Raw genomic sequence first — 20,983 nt, 5'->3', positions numbered from 1 at the left:
GCGGCTTTGCAAGGAGAGTTGCCCCATGGCTCCCAGGACCGCCACGAGCGCCCGCCGCCTCCGCCTCGGCACGGAGCTGCGAAGGCTTCGTGAGAGGGCGGGTCTGTCCGTCACCGAGGGGGCGCGTCAACTCGGCGTCAGCCAGGCCCAGCTCAGCAACATCGAGGCCAGCCGATTCGGCGTGAGCGCGGACCGCCTGCGCGCCCTGGCCCGCATTTACCGGTGCTCCGACGCCGCCTACCTCGACGGACTGATCGATCTGGCCGGGGAACGGAAGGGCGGCTGGTGGGAGACGTTTCGGGAGATGCTCCCCGCCGCGCTGCTCGACCTGGCGGAGATCGAGCACAATGCGGCCCGGCTCCACGCGGCGAACACGGCGCACATCCCCGGTCTGCTCCAGCTCGCCGACCACGCCCGCGCCATCTTCGACCACGCCGTGCCCGAGTTCAGCCGTCGCGATCTCGAGCTCCGGGTGAACTTCCGGCTCCAGCGCCAGGCGCTACTGGACCAGGACACCCCGGTGCCGTACCAGGCGATCATCCACGAAGCCGCACTCCGCGTACCCGTGGGCGGGACAGTGGTGGCCAAGCGCCAGTTGCAGCACCTGTTGGCCCAGAGCGAGCGCGACGGGATCACGATCCGGGTGATCCCCTTCACCATCGGGGCCTACCCGGGTTCCGGACAGACGTTCGTCCACATCCATGGCGCGGTCCCCCGACTCGATACCGTCTCGCTGGACCAGTCGCACGGCCCGGCGCTGGTCGACGCAGAAGCCGAGCTGGACGTGTACCGGAGCCTGCTGCAACGCATGGAATCCGTAGCACTTGCCCCGGAGCGGACCCGGGACTTCATCCACGACCTGGCCGCCGAGCTATGAGAGGACCCCGCATGACCGCCTACGCCTGGCAGAAGTCGTCCTACTGCGCCCAGGGCGACTCGTGCCTCCATGTCGCCGCTACCGCGCAGAAGTCGTCCTACTGCCAAGAAGGCGACGCCTGCGTCCACATATCCGCCGGCGCCGCCACCATCCACCTCACCGAATCCGCCGACCCCTCCCGCTCCGTCCTCTCCACCACCCCCTCCGCCTTCGCCGCCCTGGTCGACGCGTTCAGCCGGCCTTCGCCGTGACCTAGCCGTTCACCTCGTACTGGCCGACCTCGATGAAGTACCGCAGTTCTTCCGGCGTGCCGTCGATGACCTGCTCGGCTGCCGCTCGGAGGGCGTCGCTGATGGTCGGGTCGGCCAGGATGCGGAAGACGGCGACAAGGTCGTCCTCGGCCTGGGCCAGGCGGTAACCGGTCGCCAGGAAGGCGCGCAGGGCCTCCGGGGTGCCGATCTCCAGGGCCTTCGCGGCCTCCCGGAGGACGGCCTTGCCGGAGTTCTTGTCTCCCAGGATGCGGAAGACGGCGACCTGGTCGTCCTCGAACTGGGCCAGACGGTAACCGGTCTTCAGGAACGTGCGCAGGTCCTCGACGGTGCCGTCGAGAGCCTTGTTGGCCTCGCGGACGACCGCCTTGCCGCTGTCCTCGTCCGCCAGGATGCGCAGGACCGCGATGCGGAGGTCGTCGTCCGACATCTCGTCCACCGGCGTATCGGACGTCGCCGTCGTGGTCGTCGTGGTCGTCGCGGTCGTCGCGCTCGTTGCCGTCGTGGTCGTCCCAGTCGTGGCGAACGCCGGGGTCGTGAAGAGGATGGCCGGCGTCAGAGCGATGGTCGCTATGAACAGGGCCGTGCGGTGCTGGTTCATGGGGTTCCCTCCGTTGTGTGCCACCAGTGTGAAGATCCTCTCCGTGGAGCGCCAACGGATTCTCGATCACGGCGGCCCGGCCAACTCCCCTGCATGTCAAGGGTGTTCGGCGGCCTTACGTGGGAGGTAATCGCGTGGGCCCGGCGGTTCCGGTCAGACTGGCGGCCGCTTCGCGTCAGCGGGACGCGGCTCCAATGGGGAGGGATCGACCTTGTCGTCGGACACGCAGTCGTCAGCCACAAGCACCACCACCCGCGCCACCGTGCAGGAACTGCTGCGGCGGATCGGGGAGGGGGATCCCGAGCGCATCGCGGAGCTGTACGCCGAGCGGGGTGACTGGAAGCTGGACTGGCCCGCGGCCGAGCACGGTCGTCCGCTGAGCGCCACGCCGTGGATCCGGCATCGGTCCACCCGTGCCGACGCCGCCGCCCACTACCGCGAGCTCGCCGAGCACCACGTGCCCGGGGCGGCCGCCACCGAGATCGAGCGCATCCTCGTCGACGGGGACGACGCGGTCGTGCTCGGCGAGATCCGCCAGACCGCCCGCTCCACCGGACGGGCCTACCGCGCCCGGTTCGCGCTGCATCTCACGATCGAGCAGGGCAGCGGTCTCGTCGTGCGGCATCACGTCTATGAGGACAGCCTTGCTGTCGCCCGCGCGTTCGATTCGGTGGCGGACTGACCCTCCGCCAGGTCCGCCGCCACCGCCGCGTGGTCCGAGGGCCAGACCCCGTCGACAGGGCCGTGGCCCGCCCGCCACACCTTCCGCACGTGCCCCTCGCCCGCCGGGCCGGGCAGGCCCACGTGGATGTAGTCGATGCGGGCCGGCGGTTCCAACACCCGGGCCGCGTAGGGGTTCTCGGGGGTCCAGGTGGCCGCGGGGGCGGTCGGGTCGGCGTAGTCCCAGGCGTCGTAGAGGATCTGGCCGGGGACGGCCGGCGCGGTCCTCGTCCCGCCGAAGAGGCGCACCTCGTCGGAGTCCGGCCAGGCGTTGAAGTCGCCGGTGACGACGGGCGGGAAGAGGGTGTCGGCGCGGTGCCGGGCGACGAACTCCGCCAGCGCGGTCACCTGGGCACAGCGCACCGCCGACGCGTGCGTGACCGAGGTGAGGTGCGCGGTGAAGACGGGGACGTCGAAGGCGGGGGCGGCCACGCGCGCGTAGAGGGCCATGCGGCCGTCGGCCAGGTCGGGGGGCGTGGGGAGCGGCAGCGTCTCGCGCTCCACCACCGGCCAGCGGCTCAGCACCGCGGTGCCGATGTCGACCCCGTCGTCCCCGATACGGCGCCGCCAGCGTTCCGGGGCCGGCGACGGCGCCCATGTGCAGTGCAGACCCAGCTCGCCGGCCAGCCACTCGGCGAGGTTCTCGTCGCCGGCCGCCCACACCTCCTGGAGGCCGACCACATCGGGTCGCAGCTCCCGCAACACCGACAGGATCGCCTTCTGACGTTCCCGCCAGGGGCCGAACCGCCACCACAGGTTCCAGGTCACCACGCGCATGTGCAGCCACCCGCTCTCGTCGCACAGAAGGGGTCGGGGGACCATTGAAGCAACAGCAGCGACAGCAGTAACTCTGTCTGCGAAGGAGTCCCACGGATCATGGCCCGGCCCACCGACCTCCGTTTCCGCGCGACCACCGCCGTTCAGCGGTATGTCGCCAACCCGCTCATGCGCCGCCTGCCGTTCCACACGCTCCTGGAGACCACCGGCCGGGTCTCCGGCCTGCCCCGCCGCACCCCGCTGGGCGGCCGGCGCGAGGGCGACTCGTTCTGGCTGGTCTCGGAGTTCGGGGAGCGGTCGCAGTACGTCCGCAACATCCAGGCCGATCCGCGGGTGCGGGTGCGGATCGGCGGGCGGTGGCACCACGGCACCGCCCACCTGCTGCCCGACGACGACCCGGTCGCCCGCCTGCGCACCCTGCCCAAGGCCAACAGCACGGCCGTACGGGCGCTGGGGACGGGGCTGCTCACCGTGCGGGTGGATCTCACCGACTGACGTCCGATCGGGCGAAGCGCCTCGGCTCAGGCCGGGGCTTTGGCCGCCCGCGTGTGCAGGCTCGCCACCAGTTCCGCCACCGCCCGCGGTGCGCGCAGCGTCGGGAAGTGGTCGCAGTCCGGTTGGCGGAGCAGCTCGCAGCCGGGGATGTGGGCGGCCATCTCCTCGTTGCAGCGCACCACTTCGGGCTGGTCCCGTTCGCCGAGGAGCAACGCGCAGGGCAGGTCCAGCTCGCCGAGGCGGTCGAAGAGCGGGGGCTCCTCGGCCTCGTGGCCGTAGGTCGTGAACCAGGCGGGGATCGCCGCGCGCAGGGCGGCGGTGGCCTCCGCGTCGGGGGGTGTGCCCGCCCCTCCCCACAGGCGCAGCCCGAGGGCGACGAGGCCGTCCATGTCGCCGGCCTTGGCCAGGGTCTCGATCTGTTCGGTCACCTCCCGCACCTCCACGTCGGGGTAGCCCGAGACGCCCGGCACCAGCAGTCCGAGTCCGGCGACTCGGCCGGGCTCGTCCAGCGCCATGCCGATCGCCGTACGGCCGCCCATGCTGGAGCCGACGAGCACGGCCCGCTCCACGCCGAAGTGGTCGAGGATCGCGCGCAGGTCCGCGCGCTGGCTGTAACCCGTCGTGGGCTCGGGCGAGTTGCCGTAGCCGCGCGCGTCGTAGCGGATCAGACGGGGGAGGTGGGTCAGGTGGGGCAGGACCGGATCCCAGAGCCGGGAGTCCCCGACTCCGGGGTGGAGCAGGACCACCGGTAGGCCCTGGCCGCCGCCGGCCCCCGTCTCCGCCGCCCAGATTTCGCCGTTCTCGACCGTCACCATACGTTCCATACCGGTCACCGTACGTTGCCATGGCGACGGGGGCCATGGTGCGGCGGCCGGAACGCCGACGGGGTGCGGCCCGCGCGGGGCGCGGGTGCCCGCAGATGCAGAGGATTCGCACGAAAGTGCTAGTAAGGTAATGTGACCGCGCGTGACAAGCCTCAATGACCTCACCGCCGCTTCTCAGCAACGAGCAGGCGATGCGGGGTCCTCCGGAACCCGCCGGAGAAAAGGCGTACGACTGTCGCGCCGGTGGATGCTCCCCGCGCTGATTGCCATCGCGTACATAGTTCTCCAGATCGTCGGCAAGCCCACCCTGGCACCGGCCAACGACGCCTACCGCTACAACAAGGCTGCACTGCGGCTCCTCGGTGACTCTCCGGAGCAGGCGCACCGGACCGCTTTGAAGGCGTACTGCCACGACCAGGTGCGATGGGAGACCCGTCGCCACGGGCTGAGGCCGGAGAGTCTGCGTGACGACGCTGCTCCGTACCCCACGCCAGAGAAGCGTTTCTCCGCCTGCATGGCAGCGTCGGCGGACGGGCTGAAGCCGACCAGTCCTCGCTATGAGCGCATATTCGACGTCCGGCCGGGGTTCCCGGTGCTGGCCGCGCCGTTCGTCGCCGTGTTCGGCGCGGGTTCGGGACTGCTCGTCACCTCGGTCCTGTTCACCGTTGCCGGCGGCCTCTTCGCCTTCCTGCTGCTGCGCGCGGTGGGGGCGCCTGCAAGAATCGCCCTGCTCGGCCAGGCCTTCTTCTACGCCTGTCCGATCGGCTGGTGGGGCGGATACCCCCTCACCGAGGGCCCTGTCCTGGCTCTCACCATGAGCGCCTTGCTGGGTGCGTGGTGGATGTTCAACCGTCGCCTTGCCGAAGGAACGCTCCTGCTCGCCGGGTCCATGGTGGTGGGCACAGCTGTCAAGTACTCGACCTTCCTGCTCATTGCGGGCGCATTGGCGGCTGCTGCGACGGTGTGCCTGGCACTGGTGGCCGGCACCAGGCATCGGGGCACGTACCTCATGGCAGCCCTGAACGCGGCCGTGGTTCTCGGGATCGGTGCGCTGAGCATCCGCTACAGCCTGCCGGGAAGCGCCGAGACGTTGCAGGACACTTTCACCGACCACTTCGCCCAGTCCGATGTCGCCGCTCCCTGGCCCATGCTGGGCGAGCTGAACGGCAACTACTGGACCAGCTGGATTCAGGAGCAGGTCCGCAGCCCCTGGCTCATCGCTGCTGTCGGCCTCGGCACATGGGGCCTGTTCCGGCACAGCCGCGTGCTCGGCTGGCTCGTTGTGGCCGTCGGACTGACGGGAATCGCGGCCGAGGTCGCGCACCCCGTCGACAGCCAGGGCGACCGGCTCATGCTCAACGTGTGGGTCATCGCCGTCCTCGGTCTGCCGCTCCTGCTCCACCAGCTCCTCCGGAAGCGTTTGACATCCTCCCCCTCTTAAAGAGGGGGATTCCAACCCACTTTTGCTGAGCTTCACGGGCACTCGAACGGCCGGCGTCCGCCGCGACGAGGACGCCGGATCGCCCTGACGGCGATCCGGCTGCCCCTGCCCCGCTGCGCGGGAGCGGGCATTCAATCCGGCCCTGAAGGACCGGGCACCCTGCCCGAAAACCAGGTGGGCCAGAGCCTTACTTCGGGTCGCGGTTGAACGTCGAGGCCGACCAGAAGTAGCCGAGCACCGCGAGCCCCAGGCACCAGGCGACCGCGAGCCACCCGTTGTGGCCGATCTCGGTGCCGAGGAGCAGTCCGCGCAGGGTCTCGATGGCGGGGGTGAAGGGCTGGTACTCGGCGATGGGCCGGAACCAGCCCGGCATGGTGTCGGCCGGGATGAAGGCGCTGGAGATGAGCGGCAGCAGGATCAGCGGCTGGGCGCTGTTGGCGGCGGCCTCGGCGTTCGGGCTGGCCAGGCCCATGCCGACGGCGATCCAGGTGAGCGCCAGGGAGAAGAGCACGAGCAGCCCGAACGCGGCCAGCCATTCCAGGGGCGTGGCGTCGGTGGACCGGAAGCCGATGGCCACCCCGACGCCGCCGACGAGGACCACGCTAGCGACGCACTGCAGCACGCTGCCGACGACGTGCCCGATGAGCACGGAGCCGCGGTGGATCGCCATCGTGCGGAAGCGGGCGATGATGCCCTCGTTCATGTCCGTGGAGACGGACACCGCGGTCCCGACGACGGTGCCGCCGATGGTCAGCATCAGGATGCCCGGGACGATGTAGGCGATGTAGTCGGAGCGGTCCGTGCCGCCGATGCCCACGCTCATCACGTCGCCGAAGATGTAGACGAAGAGCAGGAGCAGCATGACCGGGGTGAGCAGCAGGTTCAGGGTGAGGGAGGGGTAGCGCCGGGCGTGCAGCAGGTTGCGGCGCAGCATCGTGGACGAGTCGCGCACGGCGAGGGAGAGGGAACTCATCGGACAGACTCCTTGGACTGGCTGGGCCGGCTGGACTGGCTGGACTGGCCGGGGACGTCGGCGCTGCCGGTCAGGGCGAAGAAGACGTCGTCGAGGTCGGGGGTGTGCACGGTGAGTTCGTCCGCCTCGACGCCGGCCGTGTCCAGCCGGTCGAGGAGAACGCGCAGTTCGCGCTGGCTGCCGTCGCCGGCGATCTGGAGCGCGAGTGCCTCGTCGTCCCGGGTGACCTCGCCCAGCGCGGAGGCGGCGGACCGGTAGGCCTCCGGGTCGGTGAAGCGGAGCCGGACGTGTCCGCCCGGGACGATCCGCTTCAGCTCCTCGGCGGTGCCCTCGGCGGCGATCCGGCCGTCGTTGAGCACGGCGATCCGGTCGGCGAGCTGGTCGGCCTCCTCCAGGTACTGGGTGGTGAGGAACACCGTCACCCCGTCGGAGACCAGCTCGCGGATGATCTGCCACATGTTGTGGCGGCTGCGCGGGTCGAGTCCCGTGGTCGGCTCGTCGAGGAAGATGATCCGCGGGCCGCCGACCAGCGTCATCGCGATGTCCAGGCGGCGCTTCATGCCGCCGGAGTAGCCGGCGGCCGGCTTCTTCGCGGCCTCGGTGAGGTCGAAGCGCTCCAGCAACTCGGCGGCGGCCCGTCGGCCCGCACCGCGGGGCAGGTGGTGCAGGTCCGCCATGAGCTGCATGTTCTCCTCGCCGGTGATCAGACCGTCGACGGCGGAGAACTGCCCGGTGACGCCGATCGCCGCACGCACCGCCTGCGGTTCGGCGGCGAGGTCGCGGCCCGCGACCTGGGCCTGCCCGCCGTCGGCCGTGATGAGCGTGGAGAGGATCTTCACGGCGGTGGTCTTGCCGGCGCCGTTCGGGCCGAGCAGGGAGAAGACCGTTCCCTCGGGCACGGCCAGGTCGATGCCGTCGAGCACGACCTTGTCGCCGTAGGACTTGCGCAGCCCGTTCGCCGCGATGGCCAAGCTGGTCATGATGGGTGCTCCTTCGGAGGCTGCTTCAGCGATGGTGGGCGGCGCGGTCAGAGGCTGCGGGCGGTGATGTCGCCGTAGCCGGTGGTGGCGTGGACGGTCAGGCCGGCGTCGGCGCCGTCCGCGTTCTTGAGGGTGTTGTGGATCCGGCCGAAGCCGGTGCCGGCGTCCAGGGAGGCGGAGACGCCGTGGGCCGCGCCGACCGAGATGTCGCCGTGCTGGGTGCTCAGGGTGAGCGTGCCGGTCGCGGCCTCGGCGATGCGGAGGTCGCCCTTCTGGGTGCTGATCTCCGCCGGGCCGCTCAGGCGGCCGACCGAGATGTCGCCGGCGAGGGCGGTGAGGCGGACGCTTGCGGCCTCGTCGAGCTTGACCGCGTCCTGCGGGCCGTACGCGCCCTCGAAGGCGACGTCGCCGAGCCGTCCGACGCCCCGGAGCTCGGCGCTGGCCGCCTTCGCGTCGACGCGGGAGCCGGCGGGCAGTTGGACGGTCACCTCGACGGATCCGGAGGAGCCGAGGATCCGGTTCTTCGCGGCCGGGGCCTCGATCCGCAGGACGCCGTCCGCGTAGGCGACCGTGATCTGCTCCGCCGCCTTCACGTCGCGGCTCTTGGAGGCGTTCGCGGGCAGGACCTCGACCGTGGTGTCGGAGCGGTCGGCGGCGATGAACCGGATGCGTCCCGCGGGGATGTCGAGGACGGTGGAGACCGGGGCGGGGGTGTCGAACTTCTGCATCGTGCTCTCCTTGGACTTGTTGTTTCCGATGAGGAAAAAGCTACGTTGCGTTCATGAAGTTGGCAACGCTGTCGTTGCATAGAAACAACATCAACGCAGGTGAGAGCAGATAATTCGTTGCAACGTGCTGGCGGCTAACGCAATAGCCGCACTCCGTGCGTTGCAATGAAATGGAAGTGAACGCTATATTGGGCGACACCACGGAGCACCACGGGACACCACGGAGCACGAAGGAGACCGCGATGCCGGGAGGCAGGCTCACCCAGCAGGAACGCCGGCAGATCGCGCTGGGCCTGGCCGACGGCCACGCCTACGCGGAGATCGCCAGAGGCATCGATCGTCCGACCTCGACGGTCACGCGTGAGGTGATGCGCAACGGCGGCCCCACCGCCTACCGCGCCGAACTCGCCCATCGCGCCACCGAACACCGCGCCCACCGGCGCAAGCAGGCCGCGCCCCGCGACCCGAAGGCGCCCCCGCAGCCCCACGGGCGCGACGCGGAGGCGGTGCGCGCGTACGAGGAGGTGCTCACCAACGTGTTCATCTCGTCGGGCACGCCCACGATGATGGCCCGGGTGCTGGCCGGCCTCATGCTCACGGACTCGGGGAGCCTCACCGCGTCCGAACTCGCCGAGCGTCTGCAGGTCAGCCCGGCGTCCGTCTCCAAGGCGATCGCGTTCCTCGACAGCCAGGGCATGGTCCGCCGGGAACGCAGCGAGCGCCGGCGCGAGCGCTATGTCGTCGACGACAACATCATGTACGACTCGATGATGGCCAGCGCCCGTGGCACCGCCCAGGTCGCCGAGACCGCACGGCAGGGCGTCGGCGTCCTCGGCCGTCAGACGCCGGCCGCCGTCCGCCTCGAGAACATGGCCCGCTTCCTCGACTTCGTCTCGGAGAGCATCACCCGCGCCGCGGAACAGGCCCGCGACATCCTCCACACGAAACCCGCGACGACGACCACGGACGACGCGGACGACACGGACGATACGAACGATACGAACGACACTGCCGAGTCGAAGCCGCATCACGCATAGCACCGGGCACGACAGAGCCCCCTACGGATCCTTGTCCTCGGATCCGTAGGGGGCTCAGCCGTTGCTGCCGCCTACCGTCTACCGCTCGGTTCGGCTCCGCTCGGCTGGGGTCACTTCGCCGGCTTGTAGAACGCGTACGTGGCCGAGTACGGCACGCTGACCTGCTCGGCGCCCGTGCAGGCCGCGGCCGGGGCCACCCCGCCGGACGTGTCGAGGCGCTGGATGTAGCTGACGTCCGCGAAGACGCCCGCGCCACGCGTGGCGGTGGACTTCAGGAGCAGCTCGGGGATGGTGCCGGTCTTGGGGGACGTGGCGACGGCCGCGGCGTTGACGGCGCTGCCGTCCACCGTGGACACCCAGACCGGGCCGCGGGAGTGCAGCGCGACCGGGCGGTGGGCGCGGTCTCTCTTGACCGACAGGGTGGCGGCGGGCTCCAGGAGCTTCCAGACGCCGTCGGTGCAGGTGTAGGTCTGGACGCCGCGGGCGTCGAAGACTCCGGTGAGACGGTTGCCGTCCGGCACCGCGAGGGCGGCCGGAGCCTTGACCGAGGTGACGGACGACTGCGCGGGCGCGGCGACGGCCGTCGTGGCCAGCACGGTACCGGCGGTCGCGACGGCGACGGCCGTGGCGGTGAGGGCGAGACGCTTGGCGAGCTTCAAGTGTGGTCTCCAGAACGTTTTCTGAATGTCCTTCAGGGGTAGACACATCGAATGGACAGATGCGCTGTCCGTGTCTCCCGCGTCGGGACGCTACGTGCCCGCCCGCACGATTCGGAGGCTACTGGCCGGTTTTGGGCCTCCGGCACCACGCTGTCTGCACGCCCGGGACAGCCTCGTGGCTCCAAAGGGCACGTCATCCCGGCCAGACGATCGCCTGCACCTCGCTGTACGCGTGCAGCGCGTACGAGCCGACGTCCCTGCCGACGCCGCTTCTCTTGAACCCGCCGAACGGGGCCTCCATGTTGCGCCCCACGGTGTTGATCCCGACGCCCCCGGCCCGCAGCCGCCGTGCCACGCGGAAGGCGCGGGCCACGTCGGCCGACCAGACGTAGTCGATGAGGCCGTAGTCGCTGTCGTTGGCCAGGGCGACGCCCTCGTCCTCCTCGTCGAACGGGACGACCGTCACCACCGGGCCGAAGATCTCCTCCCTGGCCACCCGCATGTCGTTCGTGCAGTCGGCGAGGAGGGTCGGGGCGACGTAGAAACCCTGGTCCAGGGAGGGGCGTTCGCCGCCCGCGACGACCACCGCGCCTTCCTTCCGGCCCAGTTCGACGTACGACTCCACCCGGTCCCGGTGCGCGCCCGAGATCACCGGCCCGACCACCGTGCCCGCCTCCCTCGGATCTCCCACCATCAACCGCCCCGCATACACGGCCAGTTGCTCCACCAGCCGGTCGTACACCCCGCGCTGTGCCAGCACCCGCGTGGGGGCCGTGCAGATCTGGCCGCTGTAGAAGGAGAAGGTCGTCCCGATGCCGGCCACCGCCGAGCCGATGTCCGCGTCGTCCAGGACGACCGCCGCGCCCTTCCCGCCCAGCTCCATCAACTGGCGTTTCATGTCCCGGCCGCACACCTCGGCGATGCGCTGTCCGACGGCCGTCGAGCCGGTGAAGCTCACCATGTCGACGTCCGGCGACGACACCGCCGTCTCACCGATCTCGACCGCGCGCCCTGAGACGACGTTCACCACCCCGCGCGGCACGCCCGCCGCCTCCAGCGCCTCCGCCATCCGGTAGACGGACAGGGGGTCCTGCGGGGCCGGCTTCACCACCACCGTGTTGCCCATGGCGAGGGCGGGGGCGATCTTCCCGGCCGGGTTCGCCCAGGGGTTGTTGTAGGAGGTGATGCAGGTGACGACCCCGACCGGCTGCCGGACCGCCACCGCGCCCATCACCCCCGCCTTCCCCATCGGGCCGGCCTCGTTGATCTGCGGCGGGACCGGCCACTCGGCGGGCTCCACGCGCGCGTAGCGCCGGAAGCGGGCCGCGCCCACCCCGACCTGCATCCCGCGCGCGGTCCCGGTCGTGGCGCCCGTCTCCGCCTGGGCGAGCGCGGCGTACGGCACCAGCCGGCCGCGGATGATGTCCGCGGCCCGGCCGAGCACCGCCGCCCGCTCCTCGGGCGCGGTGCGCGACCACGGGCCGAAGGCCTCGCGGGCAGCGGCGCAGGCCGCCCGCACCTGATCCCGCGAGGCCTCCGGGGCCCACCCGACGGTCCCCTCGGTCGCCGGGTCGACGACCTCGTAGTGCCCGCAGTCCGGCTCGGTCCAGACCCCGCCCACGAACAGCCGCTGCCCGTCGGGGACTTCGCCCTCGGTCACCTCGCCGCTCACCTGGTGCTCACCGTCCTGGTGTCCCGCCCCGAGCGCAGCACCCGTCCCGGCACGGCGCCCGTCACGACGTCGTCCCGGATGGCCGCCACGCCGTTGACCCAGACCGCCCGCACCCCGATCGCCTTGGAGTCCAGCCGCGGACTGTCACCCGGCAGGTCGTGCACCAGGGTGGCCTTGCCCGCGTCGATCCGCTCCGGGTCGAACAGGACGAGATCCGCGTGGAAGCCCTCCTGGACGCGCCCCCGCTCCCGCAGACCGAAGAGCCGCGCCGGATCGTCCGTGAGCATCTTCACCGCCTGCTCCAGACCGGCCAGCCTGCGGCCGCGCAGACAGTCGCCGAGGAAGCGCGTGGTGTACGGCGCCCCGCACATGCGGTCCAGGTGCGCGCCGGCGTCGGAGCCGCCGAGCAGAACGTCCTCGTGCTGCCAGGTCTCCGCCCGCAGCGCCCAGGAGTCGGGGTCGTTGTCCGTGGGCATCGGCCACAGCACCGTCCGCAGTTCGTCGGCCGCGCAGATCTCGACCAGGCAGGCGAAGGCGTCCAGCCCGCGCTCGGCGGCGATGTCCCGCACCACCCGGCCGGTGAGCCCCTCGTTCGCCGCGCTGTACGTGTCGCCGATGACATACCGCCCGAAGTTCGTCAGCCGCCGGAAGACGCCCGCCTCCTTCGACTCCCCCCGCCGCACCATCTCCGCGCGGACGTCCGGGTCGCGCAGCCGCTCGATGCGCTCCGGGACCGGCAGGGCGAGGATCGGCCCCCACCCCGGGATCAGGTTCAGCGCGCAGAACGTGCCCAGGGACATGTTCATCGGCGTGAGGATCGGCATGGTCAGCGCCACGACCCGGCCGCCGGCCTTGCGCGCCCGCTCGCTCGCGAACAGCTGCCGGGGCACCCGCTCCGGGACGGCCGCGTCGATCGTGAGGACGTTCCAGTTCAGCGGACGTCCGGCCGCCGCGCTCATCTCCACGAACAGATCGATCTCGGCGTCGCTGAACTGGTCCAGACAGCCCGCGACGATCGCCTCGATCTGCGTGCCCTCGTGCTCGCCGACGGCCCGCGACATCGCCAGCAGTTCCTCCGGGAGCGCGTGGCGCGACGCGACGGGCTGCCCGTCACCGTCGGAGTGGGTCGAGGACTGGGTGGTGGAGAAGCCCCACGCGCCCGCGTCCATGGCCTCGTGCAACAGCCCGACGATGGCGGCCAGTTGCTCCTCACTGGGCTGCCCGCCCACCGCGTCCGGGCCCATCACATGCCGCCGCAGCGCGCAATGCCCCACCATGAAGCCCGCGTTGACGGCGATCCGCCCCTCCAGCGCGTCCAGGTACTCCCCGAACCCCTGCCAGCTCCAGGGCGCCCCCTCCTCCAACGCGACCAGGGACATCCCCTCCACCTTGGACATCATCCGCCGGGTGTAGTCGGCGTCCTCGGGGCGAGCGGGATTCAGCGGCGCGAGCGTGAACCCGCAGTTCCCGGCGGCGACGGTCGTCACACCGTGGTTGAGCGACGGCGTCGCATACGGGTCCCAGAACAGCTGAGCGTCGTAGTGCGTATGCGGATCGACGAACCCGGGCGCGAGGACGAGCCCGGCGGCGTCCTCGGCCGTACGGGACTCCTCGGTGACCGAGCCGACGACGGCGATCCGCCCGTCCCGGATCCCGACGTCGGCGACAAAGGCGGGCGCACCGGTCCCGTCAACGACGGTCGCGCCCTTGATGACGTGATCGAGCATGCAGCCCCTCCTCGACTCCGGGGAGATCAGGTCTTTTTGGGGGCGCGGGGAACTGCGCGACAAGCCACGACGCACCCGCACCCCGCAACGGCGATCAAGAGGCTTGACGGAACCGGGTCGTCCGATGCACAGGATCCGTGTCGATCTTCGGAATCACGTGCTCCCCGATCAACCGGATCGTCTGCAGCGTCTCCTCCTTCGGCACCCCCACCGGCAGCCCGAACGACAGCTGATCGGCCCCCGCCTGCTCCCACCGCTTGCACTGCCGCGTCACCTCGTCGGGATCGCCGCAGATCAACAGCTCTTCCTCGACGAGGAGTTCGACGAACTCGGCGTTGTACTCGGGCAGCGTCTCCGGCCAGACGGGGAAGCCCTCGGGCTTGGGGAACGTGTCGTGGTAGCGGAACACCAGCGACGGCAGGTAGTGCAGCCCGCCGTCCACGGCGATCCGGATCGCCTCGTCGTGCGTGGGCGCACAGATCGCCGTCGTCGTCACCATCACGTTGTCGTTGACGAAGTCGCCGATCGGCTCGGCGTTCACGACCGCCGTCTTGTACTGCTCCAGCACCCACTCCATGTCGGACACCTTCTGGATGCTGAAGCCGAGGACGCCCAGCCCCTTGCGCGCGGCCATCGCGTACGAGGGCGGCGAGCCGGCCGCGTACCACATCGCCGGGTGCGACTTCCCGTGCGGCTTCGGCAGGACCTTGCGCGGCGGCAGCTGCCAGTGCTTGCCCTGGAAGCCGACGTACTCGTCCTGGAGCCACATCTTCGGGAACTCGGCGATGGTCTCCTCCCAGATCTCCTTCGTGTAGTTCATGTCGGTGATCCCGGGGAGGAAGCCGAGGATCTCGTGCGAGCCGGCGCCGCGTCCGCTGCCGAACTCGAAGCGGTTCTCGGTGAGATGGTCGAGCATGGCGACCTTCTCGGCGACCTTCACCGGGTGGTTGACCTGGGCGAGCGGGTTGAAGATCCCCGAGCCCAGATGGATCCGCTCCGTCGCGTGGGCGAGGTAGCCGAGGAAGACGTCGTTGGCGGAGAGGTGCGAGTACTCCTCCAGGAAGTGGTGCTCGGACGCCCAGGCGTACTTGAACCCGGACTGGTCCGCCTGGATGACGTACTCGGTCTCCTCCATCAGCGCCTTGTGCTCGGCCAGTGGATCGGTCTCGGCACGCTTGCCCACGTATCCCTGTACAAAGAGCCCGAATTCCAAGGAGGTTCACCGTCCCCAGTCAGTCAAGAGCATCATTTCTGACGGATCGTCAGGTTCAACTGCCGCCGACTGTGGCACCGGCGGCATGCACCGTCAATACCTGACGACTAGTCAGAAGGGCTGATATCGGGACTCGGAACGTCTCGGGACTCAGAACAACGACACCCCGGCCAGCCAGCCCCCGTCGATCACGAACGGCTGGCCGGTGATGTACGAGGAGTCGTCCGAGGTGAGGAAGAGGGCGAGCCGCGCCACCTCCTCGGGCCGGCCGATCCGGCCGAGCGGCACGAGCTTGCGGTAGAGCCCGTCGAGGGCCTTCGAGGTCTCCTCGGGGTCCGCGTCCGGGTCCAGCAGGGACGGGTTGGACATCGCGGTGTCGACGGCGCCGGGGCACATCGCGTTGACCCGGATCCCGCGCGGCGCGAGCTCCAGGGCGGCGACCCGGGTGAGCCCGAGGATCGCGTGCTTGGTCGCCGCGTACGCGCCCACCGCCGCCATCCCGGTCAGGGCCGTGTACGAGGCCGTGTTGACGATCGTGCCGCCGTCCGTCAGCACCGGCGCCACCGTCTTCACGCCGAGGAAGCAGCCGACCTGGTTGACCTGCACGACCTGCATGAACTCGTCGAGGGGCGTGTCGACGAGGGCGTTGAAGCGCAGGATGCCGGCGTTGTTGACGAGGCCGTCGAGCCGGCCATGAGCCTCCTGCACGGTGCGCACGGCGGACTGCCAGGCGTCCTCCCGTCCGACGTCGAGATGGACGTACCGCGCGCCTATCTCGTCCGCGAGCGCCTGCCCCTGCTCGTCGAGCACATCGGCGACGACGACCTCCGCGCCCTCCTCCCGGAACAGCCTCGCCTCCTGCTCGCCCTGGCCCCGTGCGGCCCCGGTGACGAGGACGACCCGTCCGTCGAGCTTGCCCATGTGGACCCCCTTCGCATCGCTGGAGCTCAGCATCGTAACGCCGGAGCTGACGAATCGTCAGATGCGCGGGCCACGACTGCCGGATTGCACAAGCACACATCAAGTGACCCGGAGGTAGGGACATTTGACTCTGTCCAGAGCTTGTACGGGACCCCAATAATCCTTCACAGCTCGGTAAAGACATCCCCAAGGACGGAGTTCGGCGTGGCCAGGAGAAAACTGCGGAACAGGAAAGTCCGGTACGTGGCGATCGGTGCCGCGCTCGCGACCGGTGGAGCGATCATCACCTTGCTCCCCTCGGCCAACGCGGCGGACGCGAAAACGCCCGACCAGATCATGACGATGTGCGAGCGCTCCGCGGTGGTCAACGGCAAGCAGCGCTCGGTGAGCGACTTCGGCGGCGCGTTCGCGGACGGTTTCCAGGCCGACAACTGCGACTACGTCGAGACGAACTTCGAGACCTTCGACGGCCCCACCGAGAAGTCCTCCATCGATTTCCCGAACTGCGAGCCGAACGCCACCGCCACGGCGAAGGTGTCCGTCTCCTGGACGGCGACCGCGGCCCAGGGACAGGGCAAGTACATCGTCACCCAGCAGGGCGCCGGAGGAGGTCTCTTCGGTTTCCTCAGCGGGTCCTGGCTGAAGCACAAGGGCACCCTGGACATGACCGTGAAGTCGGGCACGGCGAGCGCGACGGAACAGCACGAGGTGCCGGTCGGCAAGGTGCTGCACATGGAGTTCACGCCGAAGATCCAGCGCATGACCGGCGAATGGCGGGTGCGCATCGACGCCGACCCCGGCAGCTTCGCGGTGAACCCGTCCCCGGAGCAGAACTTCGTGGCGCCGGAGGTCGTCGAGGGGCCCGTGATCCTGCCCGGCGCGGCGGGCGCGCCCGGTGTCGTGGACGGCACCTCCAAGCCGGTCCTGGAGGACTGCTGAGCCCCCGCCCAGCGCCCCGATCCCCGCGATCCCCTCGATCACCCCTGTTCAGAGCCCCTGCTCAGAGCCCCTGCTCAGAGCCCCTGCTCAGAGCCCCTGTCTCCCGGGAGAACCCATGACCACCCCCGCCTCCGCCCCTTCCCCCCGCCCCAGAAGGCACCGCAGCAGGAAGAAGCGCATCACGCTCGCGCTCGCCCCCGTGGCAGCCCTCGCGGTGATCGTCCCGCTGATGAACCAGGCCGGCGCCGCCACCCCTTCCGAGGTGACCGCCGACTGTTCCGCCGACTCGGACAAACTGGAGAACTGCGAGTTCGTCGACGTCCAGTTCAAGGCGAACAGCCTCGGCCCGAACCAGCGGGTCTCGCCGGTGACGCAGAACTGCGGGACGACGACCGCGGCGACGAACACCTTCAGCGTGAGCACCTCCGTCACCAGGACCATTCAGCTGGAGGACGGATTCACCGTCAACGCCGACACGAAACTGGGCAGCTCGTTCTTCGAGATCGGCATCAAGTTCAACACGTCGGAGATCAACATCACGCGTGACGACAAGACGACCGGTCTCTCGTTCAGCCGCTCCGACACCGTCCAGCCGGACAACATCGGTTTCTTCATGTGGTCGGCCAAGCGCACCGATGTGAGCGGATTCCTGAGGGCCACCTACAAGGAGGCGCAGGACGGCCAGAAGGTGTTCTTCGCGCCGAGCGAGGGCGCCTCGACCGTGCATGTCTTCTATCCGCAGATCCTGAAGAACGGAACTCCGGACGGCCGGCTCTGGCTCCGCAATGTGAAATGCGGAACGCCCGAGGCGAACGGAATCATCAACTCGGGCAACAGCCTCAGGGCGGAACCCGGATTCGGTGAGGGCGGCGACAACGTCACCGATGTGGAGATCTCGCCGGCGGACATTCCGGCGCAGGGATGAGCAACTGACTCGTTCTCAGGTGCGAAGCACGGGCGTGGCCGGTGTGGCCCCCAGCCACCGCAGAACCGCGTCCGTGCTGCCCCGCGCGTCCAGCTTGGCGTAGATGTTGCTGAGGTTGTTGCGGACGGTCTTCTCGCTCAGCCGTAATCTCAGCCCGATCTCCTGCGCGCCCAGACCGGTCGAGAGCAGCTCCATGACCTGCCGTTCACGCGGCGAGAGCAACGACCGCAGCCGCTCGACGGCGTCGCCGACACCGGCACCGGCACCGACGGCGACGCTCGTGGGTATCCGCCGGACCCCGTCCCGCAGCGCGGCGCACGCGGACGGCGAGAGGTAGGTGTGTCCGACGGTGGCCGCCACGAGCGCCGAGGACAGCATCTGGGGGCAGTAGTCGCTCTCGGCCAGATAGCCCGCCCCGCTGCGGAACGCCTCGACCACCGCCTCGGTGTCCCGGCGGGGGCTGATGAAGATCACCGGGACGCCGCCGGCGTCCAGGCCCCGCAGTACGGCCACCGGGTCCGCGCAGTGCACCACGAGCACGTCCACGCCCCCGGCGACGCGGAAGGGCGGCGAGAGCCGCACGACCCGGCCCACGTGCGGGTCGTCCGGGGCCGGCCAGTCGTCGTACGGCCAGTCGCCCTCCGCGCAGGCGAGCGCGACGGAGAGTCGTTGGGAGGGGCGCTCGGTGGATCGCACTTCACGGGTCCTTCCGCCGGGAGCCGGGCATGGCCTTGCGGCCGCACGTCCGTACGTCCGTACATACGCGACTCGGCGTGGACATGTTCAAAGGTTCAAGAAGTGCTGTCTGACAGGCCGTCCGAGAGCAGGGGTCCCACCTCCGCGCCGAACGCCTCGATCTGGTCGGTGAGTTCAGCCCGGCTGCGGCAGCGGAAGCGCACCTGGATCTGGTGCACGCCCATCGCCCGGTAGGCGCGCAGCGACTCGGCGAGGGCCTCCGGCGTCCCGCTGAGGGTGCGGCGGCCGACGTCCCAGTCGGGGACGCCGACGTGGAGCGGCTCGGCGATCGCCCCGATCGTGAGCGGGGCGTCGATCCCCGCCTCGCCGCGGAGCCGCCGGATCCGCTCGATCTGCGCGGGCAGCCGCTCCCTCGGGTCGCCCTGGGGCAGCCAGCCGTCCCCCTTGAGCGCGGCCCGGCGCACGGCGGCCGGTGAGGATCCGCCGACCCACAGCGGCACGTGCGCCTGGGCGGGCCGGGGCCGCTGCCCGAGCCCCTCGAAGTCGTACAGCTTCCCGTGATGGACCGGGAACTCCTCCTCCCCCAGTGCGGCCCGCAGCGCGTCGAGCGTCTCGTCGAGCACGGCCCCCCGCCGCTCGAAGTCCACCCCGAGAACCTCGAACTCCTCCCGTACGTGACCGGCGCCGACGCCGAGGATCAGCCGGCCGCCGCTGAGGTGGTCGAGGGTCGCGTACTGCTTGGCGGTGAGCAGCGGGTGGCGCAGGCCGACGACCGCGACATGCGCGAGCAGCCGGACGCGCTCGGTCACCGCGGCGAGATGGGCGAGGGTGGCGACGGGGTCGTACCAGACCGTGCTCATCGCCTCCGCGAGCCGGCGTGGGATCGCCACATGGTCGCAGCCGGCGACGTAGGCGAACCCGGCCCGGTCGGCGGCCCGCGCGATCGCGACCAGGTCGGCCGGTCCCGCGTCCGCCTCCCACGGCTCGGCGTAGATCGTGGACTGGGACTGGACCGGGAGCTGGATGCCGTAGGCGAGGCTCACCGCGGGCTCCACAGGCCGTCTGCGGTCAGCCCCAGCAGGTCGATCGCGTTGCCCCGTACGATCCGCTCGACCACGTCCGGGGCCAGGTGCCCCATCTGCGCCTCGCCGACCTCCCGCGACTTCGGCCAGGTGGAGTCGGAGTGCGGGTAGTCGGTCTCGTACAGGACGTTGCCGACGCCGACGGAGTCGAGGTTCCTGAGGCCGAAGGCGTCGTCGAAGAAGCAGCCGTAGACGTGGTCGGCGAAGAGTTCGGACGGGGGACGGTGGACCTTGTCCGCGACCCCGCCCCAGCCCCGGTTCTCCTCCCACACCACGTCGGCGCGCTCCAGGATGTAGGGGATCCACCCGATCTGGCCCTCCGCGTACATCACCTTCAGGTCGGGGAAGCGTTCGAACTTGCCGCTCATCAGCCAGTCGACCATCGAGAAGCAGCAGTTGGCGAAGGTGATCGTCGAGCCGACGGCCGGCGGGGCGTCCTCCGACGTGGACGGCATACGGCTGGAGGAGCCGATGTGCATGGCGACGACCGTGCCGGTCTCGTCGCAGGCGGCGAGGAACGGGTCCCAGTAGTCGGTGTGGACGGAGGGCAGGCCGAGGTGCGGGGGGATCTCGGAGAAGGCGACCGCCCGCACCCCGCGGGCGGCGTTGCGCCGGACCTCCGCGGCGGCCAGCTCGGCGTCCCAGAGGGGTATGAGGGTGAGGGGGATCAGCCGGCCGTGGGCCTGCGGGCCGCACCACTCCTCCACCATCCAGTCGTTGTAGGCGCGCACGCAGAGCAGGCCCAGTTCACGGTCGGCGGCCTCGGTGAAGGTCTGGCCGCAGAAGCGCGGGAAGGTGGGGAAGCAGACGGCGGACTGGACGTGGTTGACGTCCATGTCGGCGAGCCGGGACGGGACGTCGTAGGAGCCCGGCCGCATCTGCTCGTAGGTGATGACCTCCAGCTTGATCTCGTCCCGGCTGAAGCCGACGGCGGTGTCGAGGCGGGTGAGGGGGCGGTGCAGGTCCTCGTAGATCCACCAGTCGCCGATGGGGCCGTCGTCGCCGGGTTCGCCCATGACGGGCTTGAAGCGGCCGCCGAGGAAGGTCATCTCCTTCAGCGGGGCCCGGACGACGCGGGGTCCGGTGTCGAGGTACTTCTTCGGGAGGCGGTCCTGCCAGACCGTGCTGGGCTCTACGGTGTGGTCGTCGACGGAGATGATGAGCGGGAGAGGCGTGGCGGGCGTCGTACTCGTCGGTGTGGTCTCCATGAGGGCACGGTAGCGCCGATCTGACGGATCGTCAGCTGTCCGTCGTCCGTCGGGAATGGGCCGAGGCCCTACGGCAGTTGATCGACTTGATCGACTCTGTGCGGATGTGTGCACACACGATGCGCGCCGGATGTGAGGGCTGTGTGGACTCCCGTGCACCTCCCGGGGAGGCTGACGACCCCGGCATGGACAGGGCAAACTGACCTAGTAATTCGGATG

The 20,983-nt window shown here is 70.2% G+C and carries 22 protein-coding genes; 8 read left to right on the top strand and 14 right to left on the bottom strand.

Annotated features, from left to right (window positions below):
* Window positions 1–25: 25 nt before the first annotated feature.
* Together ACWD4O_RS15700 and ACWD4O_RS15695 are read left to right on the top strand one after the other, a co-directional pair.
* A complete protein-coding gene (locus ACWD4O_RS15700; protein ID WP_451280227.1) occupies window positions 26–877 on the top strand; it encodes a helix-turn-helix domain-containing protein in 852 nt (283 codons plus the stop codon).
* An 11-nt stretch (window positions 878–888) separates the two neighbouring features.
* On the top strand, window positions 889–1,128 hold the full coding sequence (locus tag ACWD4O_RS15695; protein ID WP_451280226.1) for a DUF397 domain-containing protein: 240 nt from the start codon (window positions 889–891) through the stop codon (window positions 1,126–1,128).
* Between the two features lies 1 nt (window position 1,129).
* Here ACWD4O_RS15695 and ACWD4O_RS15690 read toward each other — a convergent pair whose 3' ends face one another.
* Entirely contained in the window at window positions 1,130–1,747 is a 618-nt protein-coding gene (locus ACWD4O_RS15690; protein ID WP_451280225.1) for an ALF repeat-containing protein, read from the bottom strand.
* A gap of 211 nt (window positions 1,748–1,958) precedes the next feature.
* Here ACWD4O_RS15690 and ACWD4O_RS15685 point away from each other — a divergent pair, with 211 nt between their 5' ends.
* Window positions 1,959–2,429: a nuclear transport factor 2 family protein gene (locus ACWD4O_RS15685; RefSeq protein WP_451280224.1), complete on the top strand. Its 471-nt coding sequence runs from the start codon at window positions 1,959–1,961 to the stop codon at window positions 2,427–2,429.
* On the opposite strand, the gene ACWD4O_RS15680 is transcribed toward ACWD4O_RS15685, so the two are convergent.
* Window positions 2,378–3,244, bottom strand: coding sequence for an endonuclease/exonuclease/phosphatase family protein (locus tag ACWD4O_RS15680; RefSeq protein ID WP_451280223.1), 867 nt, complete (start codon window positions 3,242–3,244; stop codon window positions 2,378–2,380). The two genes, ACWD4O_RS15685 and ACWD4O_RS15680, sit on opposite strands and share 52 nt — an antisense overlap.
* 99 nt (window positions 3,245–3,343) lie before the next feature.
* On the opposite strand from ACWD4O_RS15680, the gene ACWD4O_RS15675 reads away from it, so the two are divergent.
* On the top strand, window positions 3,344–3,739 hold the full coding sequence (locus tag ACWD4O_RS15675; RefSeq protein WP_451280222.1) for a nitroreductase/quinone reductase family protein: 396 nt from the start codon (window positions 3,344–3,346) through the stop codon (window positions 3,737–3,739).
* Window positions 3,740–3,765: 26 nt separating this feature from the next.
* Here ACWD4O_RS15675 and ACWD4O_RS15670 read toward each other — a convergent pair whose 3' ends face one another.
* Window positions 3,766–4,563 carry an alpha/beta fold hydrolase gene (locus ACWD4O_RS15670; protein ID WP_451280221.1) on the bottom strand — a complete coding sequence of 266 codons (798 nt, stop codon included), beginning with the start codon at window positions 4,561–4,563 and terminating at the stop codon, window positions 3,766–3,768.
* 247 nt (window positions 4,564–4,810) lie between these two features.
* Here ACWD4O_RS15670 and ACWD4O_RS15665 point away from each other — a divergent pair, with 247 nt between their 5' ends.
* On the top strand, window positions 4,811–6,004 hold the full coding sequence (locus ACWD4O_RS15665) for a hypothetical protein (RefSeq protein ID WP_451280220.1): 1,194 nt from the start codon (window positions 4,811–4,813) through the stop codon (window positions 6,002–6,004).
* A gap of 187 nt (window positions 6,005–6,191) precedes the next feature.
* On the opposite strand, the gene ACWD4O_RS15660 is transcribed toward ACWD4O_RS15665, so the two are convergent.
* From ACWD4O_RS15660 to ACWD4O_RS15650, 3 genes are read right to left on the bottom strand one after another with little or no spacing between them, the layout of a single operon-like run.
* The gene (locus ACWD4O_RS15660) at window positions 6,192–6,977 is read right to left on the bottom strand and encodes an ABC transporter permease (protein ID WP_451280219.1); all 786 of its coding nucleotides are present in this window, start codon (window positions 6,975–6,977) and stop codon (window positions 6,192–6,194) included.
* Window positions 6,974–7,957, bottom strand: coding sequence for an ATP-binding cassette domain-containing protein (locus ACWD4O_RS15655; RefSeq protein WP_451280218.1), 984 nt, complete (start codon window positions 7,955–7,957; stop codon window positions 6,974–6,976). The genes ACWD4O_RS15660 and ACWD4O_RS15655 overlap by 4 nt, the downstream gene beginning before the upstream one ends.
* Window positions 7,958–8,004: 47 nt before the next feature.
* A complete protein-coding gene (locus ACWD4O_RS15650) occupies window positions 8,005–8,685 on the bottom strand; it encodes a DUF4097 family beta strand repeat-containing protein (protein ID WP_451280217.1) in 681 nt (226 codons plus the stop codon).
* Between the two features lie 242 nt (window positions 8,686–8,927).
* Between ACWD4O_RS15650 and ACWD4O_RS15645 the strand changes: the two genes are divergently transcribed.
* A complete protein-coding gene (locus tag ACWD4O_RS15645; RefSeq protein WP_451280216.1) occupies window positions 8,928–9,722 on the top strand; it encodes a helix-turn-helix domain-containing protein in 795 nt (264 codons plus the stop codon).
* Between the two features lie 110 nt (window positions 9,723–9,832).
* On the opposite strand, the gene ACWD4O_RS15640 is transcribed toward ACWD4O_RS15645, so the two are convergent.
* The 5 genes from ACWD4O_RS15640 to ACWD4O_RS15620 form a co-directional block, all read right to left on the bottom strand.
* Entirely contained in the window at window positions 9,833–10,381 is a 549-nt protein-coding gene (locus tag ACWD4O_RS15640) for a DUF3455 domain-containing protein (RefSeq protein ID WP_451280215.1), read from the bottom strand.
* A 193-nt stretch (window positions 10,382–10,574) separates the two neighbouring features.
* Entirely contained in the window at window positions 10,575–12,053 is a 1,479-nt protein-coding gene (locus tag ACWD4O_RS15635) for an aldehyde dehydrogenase family protein (RefSeq protein ID WP_451280214.1), read from the bottom strand.
* Window positions 12,050–13,780: an N-acyl-D-amino-acid deacylase family protein gene (locus ACWD4O_RS15630; protein WP_451280213.1), complete on the bottom strand. Its 1,731-nt coding sequence runs from the start codon at window positions 13,778–13,780 to the stop codon at window positions 12,050–12,052. Before ACWD4O_RS15630 ends, ACWD4O_RS15635 begins: the two co-directional genes overlap by 4 nt.
* Window positions 13,781–13,874: 94 nt before the next feature.
* Window positions 13,875–14,993, bottom strand: a complete 1,119-nt coding sequence (locus ACWD4O_RS15625) for an LLM class flavin-dependent oxidoreductase (RefSeq protein ID WP_451280212.1) — start codon at window positions 14,991–14,993, stop codon at window positions 13,875–13,877.
* A 150-nt stretch (window positions 14,994–15,143) separates the two neighbouring features.
* A complete protein-coding gene (locus ACWD4O_RS15620) occupies window positions 15,144–15,914 on the bottom strand; it encodes an SDR family NAD(P)-dependent oxidoreductase (RefSeq protein ID WP_351904810.1) in 771 nt (256 codons plus the stop codon).
* Between the two features lie 243 nt (window positions 15,915–16,157).
* On the opposite strand from ACWD4O_RS15620, the gene ACWD4O_RS15615 reads away from it, so the two are divergent.
* Both ACWD4O_RS15615 and ACWD4O_RS15610 read left to right on the top strand, forming a co-directional pair.
* Window positions 16,158–16,853 (top strand): hypothetical protein, encoded by a 696-nt coding sequence (locus tag ACWD4O_RS15615; RefSeq protein WP_451280211.1) that lies wholly within the window; start codon window positions 16,158–16,160, stop codon window positions 16,851–16,853.
* A 115-nt stretch (window positions 16,854–16,968) separates the two neighbouring features.
* Entirely contained in the window at window positions 16,969–17,778 is an 810-nt protein-coding gene (locus ACWD4O_RS15610; RefSeq protein ID WP_451280210.1) for a hypothetical protein, read from the top strand.
* A 15-nt stretch (window positions 17,779–17,793) separates the two neighbouring features.
* Here the strand turns inward: ACWD4O_RS15610 and ACWD4O_RS15605 are convergent, their stop codons facing one another.
* The 3 genes from ACWD4O_RS15605 to ACWD4O_RS15595 form a co-directional block, all read right to left on the bottom strand.
* On the bottom strand, window positions 17,794–18,474 hold the full coding sequence (locus ACWD4O_RS15605; protein WP_451280209.1) for a LuxR C-terminal-related transcriptional regulator: 681 nt from the start codon (window positions 18,472–18,474) through the stop codon (window positions 17,794–17,796).
* 95 nt (window positions 18,475–18,569) lie between these two features.
* Entirely contained in the window at window positions 18,570–19,517 is a 948-nt protein-coding gene (locus ACWD4O_RS15600; protein WP_451280208.1) for an LLM class F420-dependent oxidoreductase, read from the bottom strand.
* Window positions 19,514–20,764 (bottom strand): amidohydrolase family protein, encoded by a 1,251-nt coding sequence (locus ACWD4O_RS15595; RefSeq protein ID WP_451280207.1) that lies wholly within the window; start codon window positions 20,762–20,764, stop codon window positions 19,514–19,516. Before ACWD4O_RS15595 ends, ACWD4O_RS15600 begins: the two co-directional genes overlap by 4 nt.
* Window positions 20,765–20,983: the final 219 nt, after the last annotated feature.

It is taken from the genome of Streptomyces sp. NPDC002623 (genome assembly GCF_053592635.1).
Note: the sequence above shows the minus strand (reverse complement) of the source record. Positions and strands in the feature narration are given on the sequence as shown.

Excerpts from the sequence above, each read along its gene's own strand:
- ACWD4O_RS15670 (WP_451280221.1), bottom strand. The coding sequence starts at position 4,563 with ATGGAACGTATGGTGACGGTCGAGAACGGCGAAATCTGGGCGGCGGAG.
- ACWD4O_RS15630 (WP_451280213.1), bottom strand. The coding sequence starts at position 13,780 with ATGCTCGATCACGTCATCAAGGGCGCGACCGTCGTTGACGGGACCGGT.
- ACWD4O_RS15700 (WP_451280227.1), top strand. The coding sequence starts at position 26 with ATGGCTCCCAGGACCGCCACGAGCGCCCGCCGCCTCCGCCTCGGCACG.
- ACWD4O_RS15660 (WP_451280219.1), bottom strand. The coding sequence starts at position 6,977 with ATGAGTTCCCTCTCCCTCGCCGTGCGCGACTCGTCCACGATGCTGCGC.
- ACWD4O_RS15690 (WP_451280225.1), bottom strand. The coding sequence starts at position 1,747 with ATGAACCAGCACCGCACGGCCCTGTTCATAGCGACCATCGCTCTGACG.
- ACWD4O_RS15620 (WP_351904810.1), bottom strand. The coding sequence starts at position 15,914 with ATGGGCAAGCTCGACGGACGGGTCGTCCTCGTCACCGGGGCCGCACGG.
- ACWD4O_RS15610 (WP_451280210.1), top strand. The coding sequence starts at position 16,969 with ATGACCACCCCCGCCTCCGCCCCTTCCCCCCGCCCCAGAAGGCACCGC.
- ACWD4O_RS15665 (WP_451280220.1), top strand. The coding sequence starts at position 4,811 with ATGCTCCCCGCGCTGATTGCCATCGCGTACATAGTTCTCCAGATCGTC.
- ACWD4O_RS15675 (WP_451280222.1), top strand. The coding sequence starts at position 3,344 with ATGGCCCGGCCCACCGACCTCCGTTTCCGCGCGACCACCGCCGTTCAG.
- ACWD4O_RS15650 (WP_451280217.1), bottom strand. The coding sequence starts at position 8,685 with ATGCAGAAGTTCGACACCCCCGCCCCGGTCTCCACCGTCCTCGACATC.
- ACWD4O_RS15645 (WP_451280216.1), top strand. The coding sequence starts at position 8,928 with ATGCCGGGAGGCAGGCTCACCCAGCAGGAACGCCGGCAGATCGCGCTG.
- ACWD4O_RS15655 (WP_451280218.1), bottom strand. The coding sequence starts at position 7,957 with ATGACCAGCTTGGCCATCGCGGCGAACGGGCTGCGCAAGTCCTACGGC.
- ACWD4O_RS15595 (WP_451280207.1), bottom strand. The coding sequence starts at position 20,764 with ATGGAGACCACACCGACGAGTACGACGCCCGCCACGCCTCTCCCGCTC.
- ACWD4O_RS15680 (WP_451280223.1), bottom strand. The coding sequence starts at position 3,244 with ATGCGCGTGGTGACCTGGAACCTGTGGTGGCGGTTCGGCCCCTGGCGG.
- ACWD4O_RS15695 (WP_451280226.1), top strand. The coding sequence starts at position 889 with ATGACCGCCTACGCCTGGCAGAAGTCGTCCTACTGCGCCCAGGGCGAC.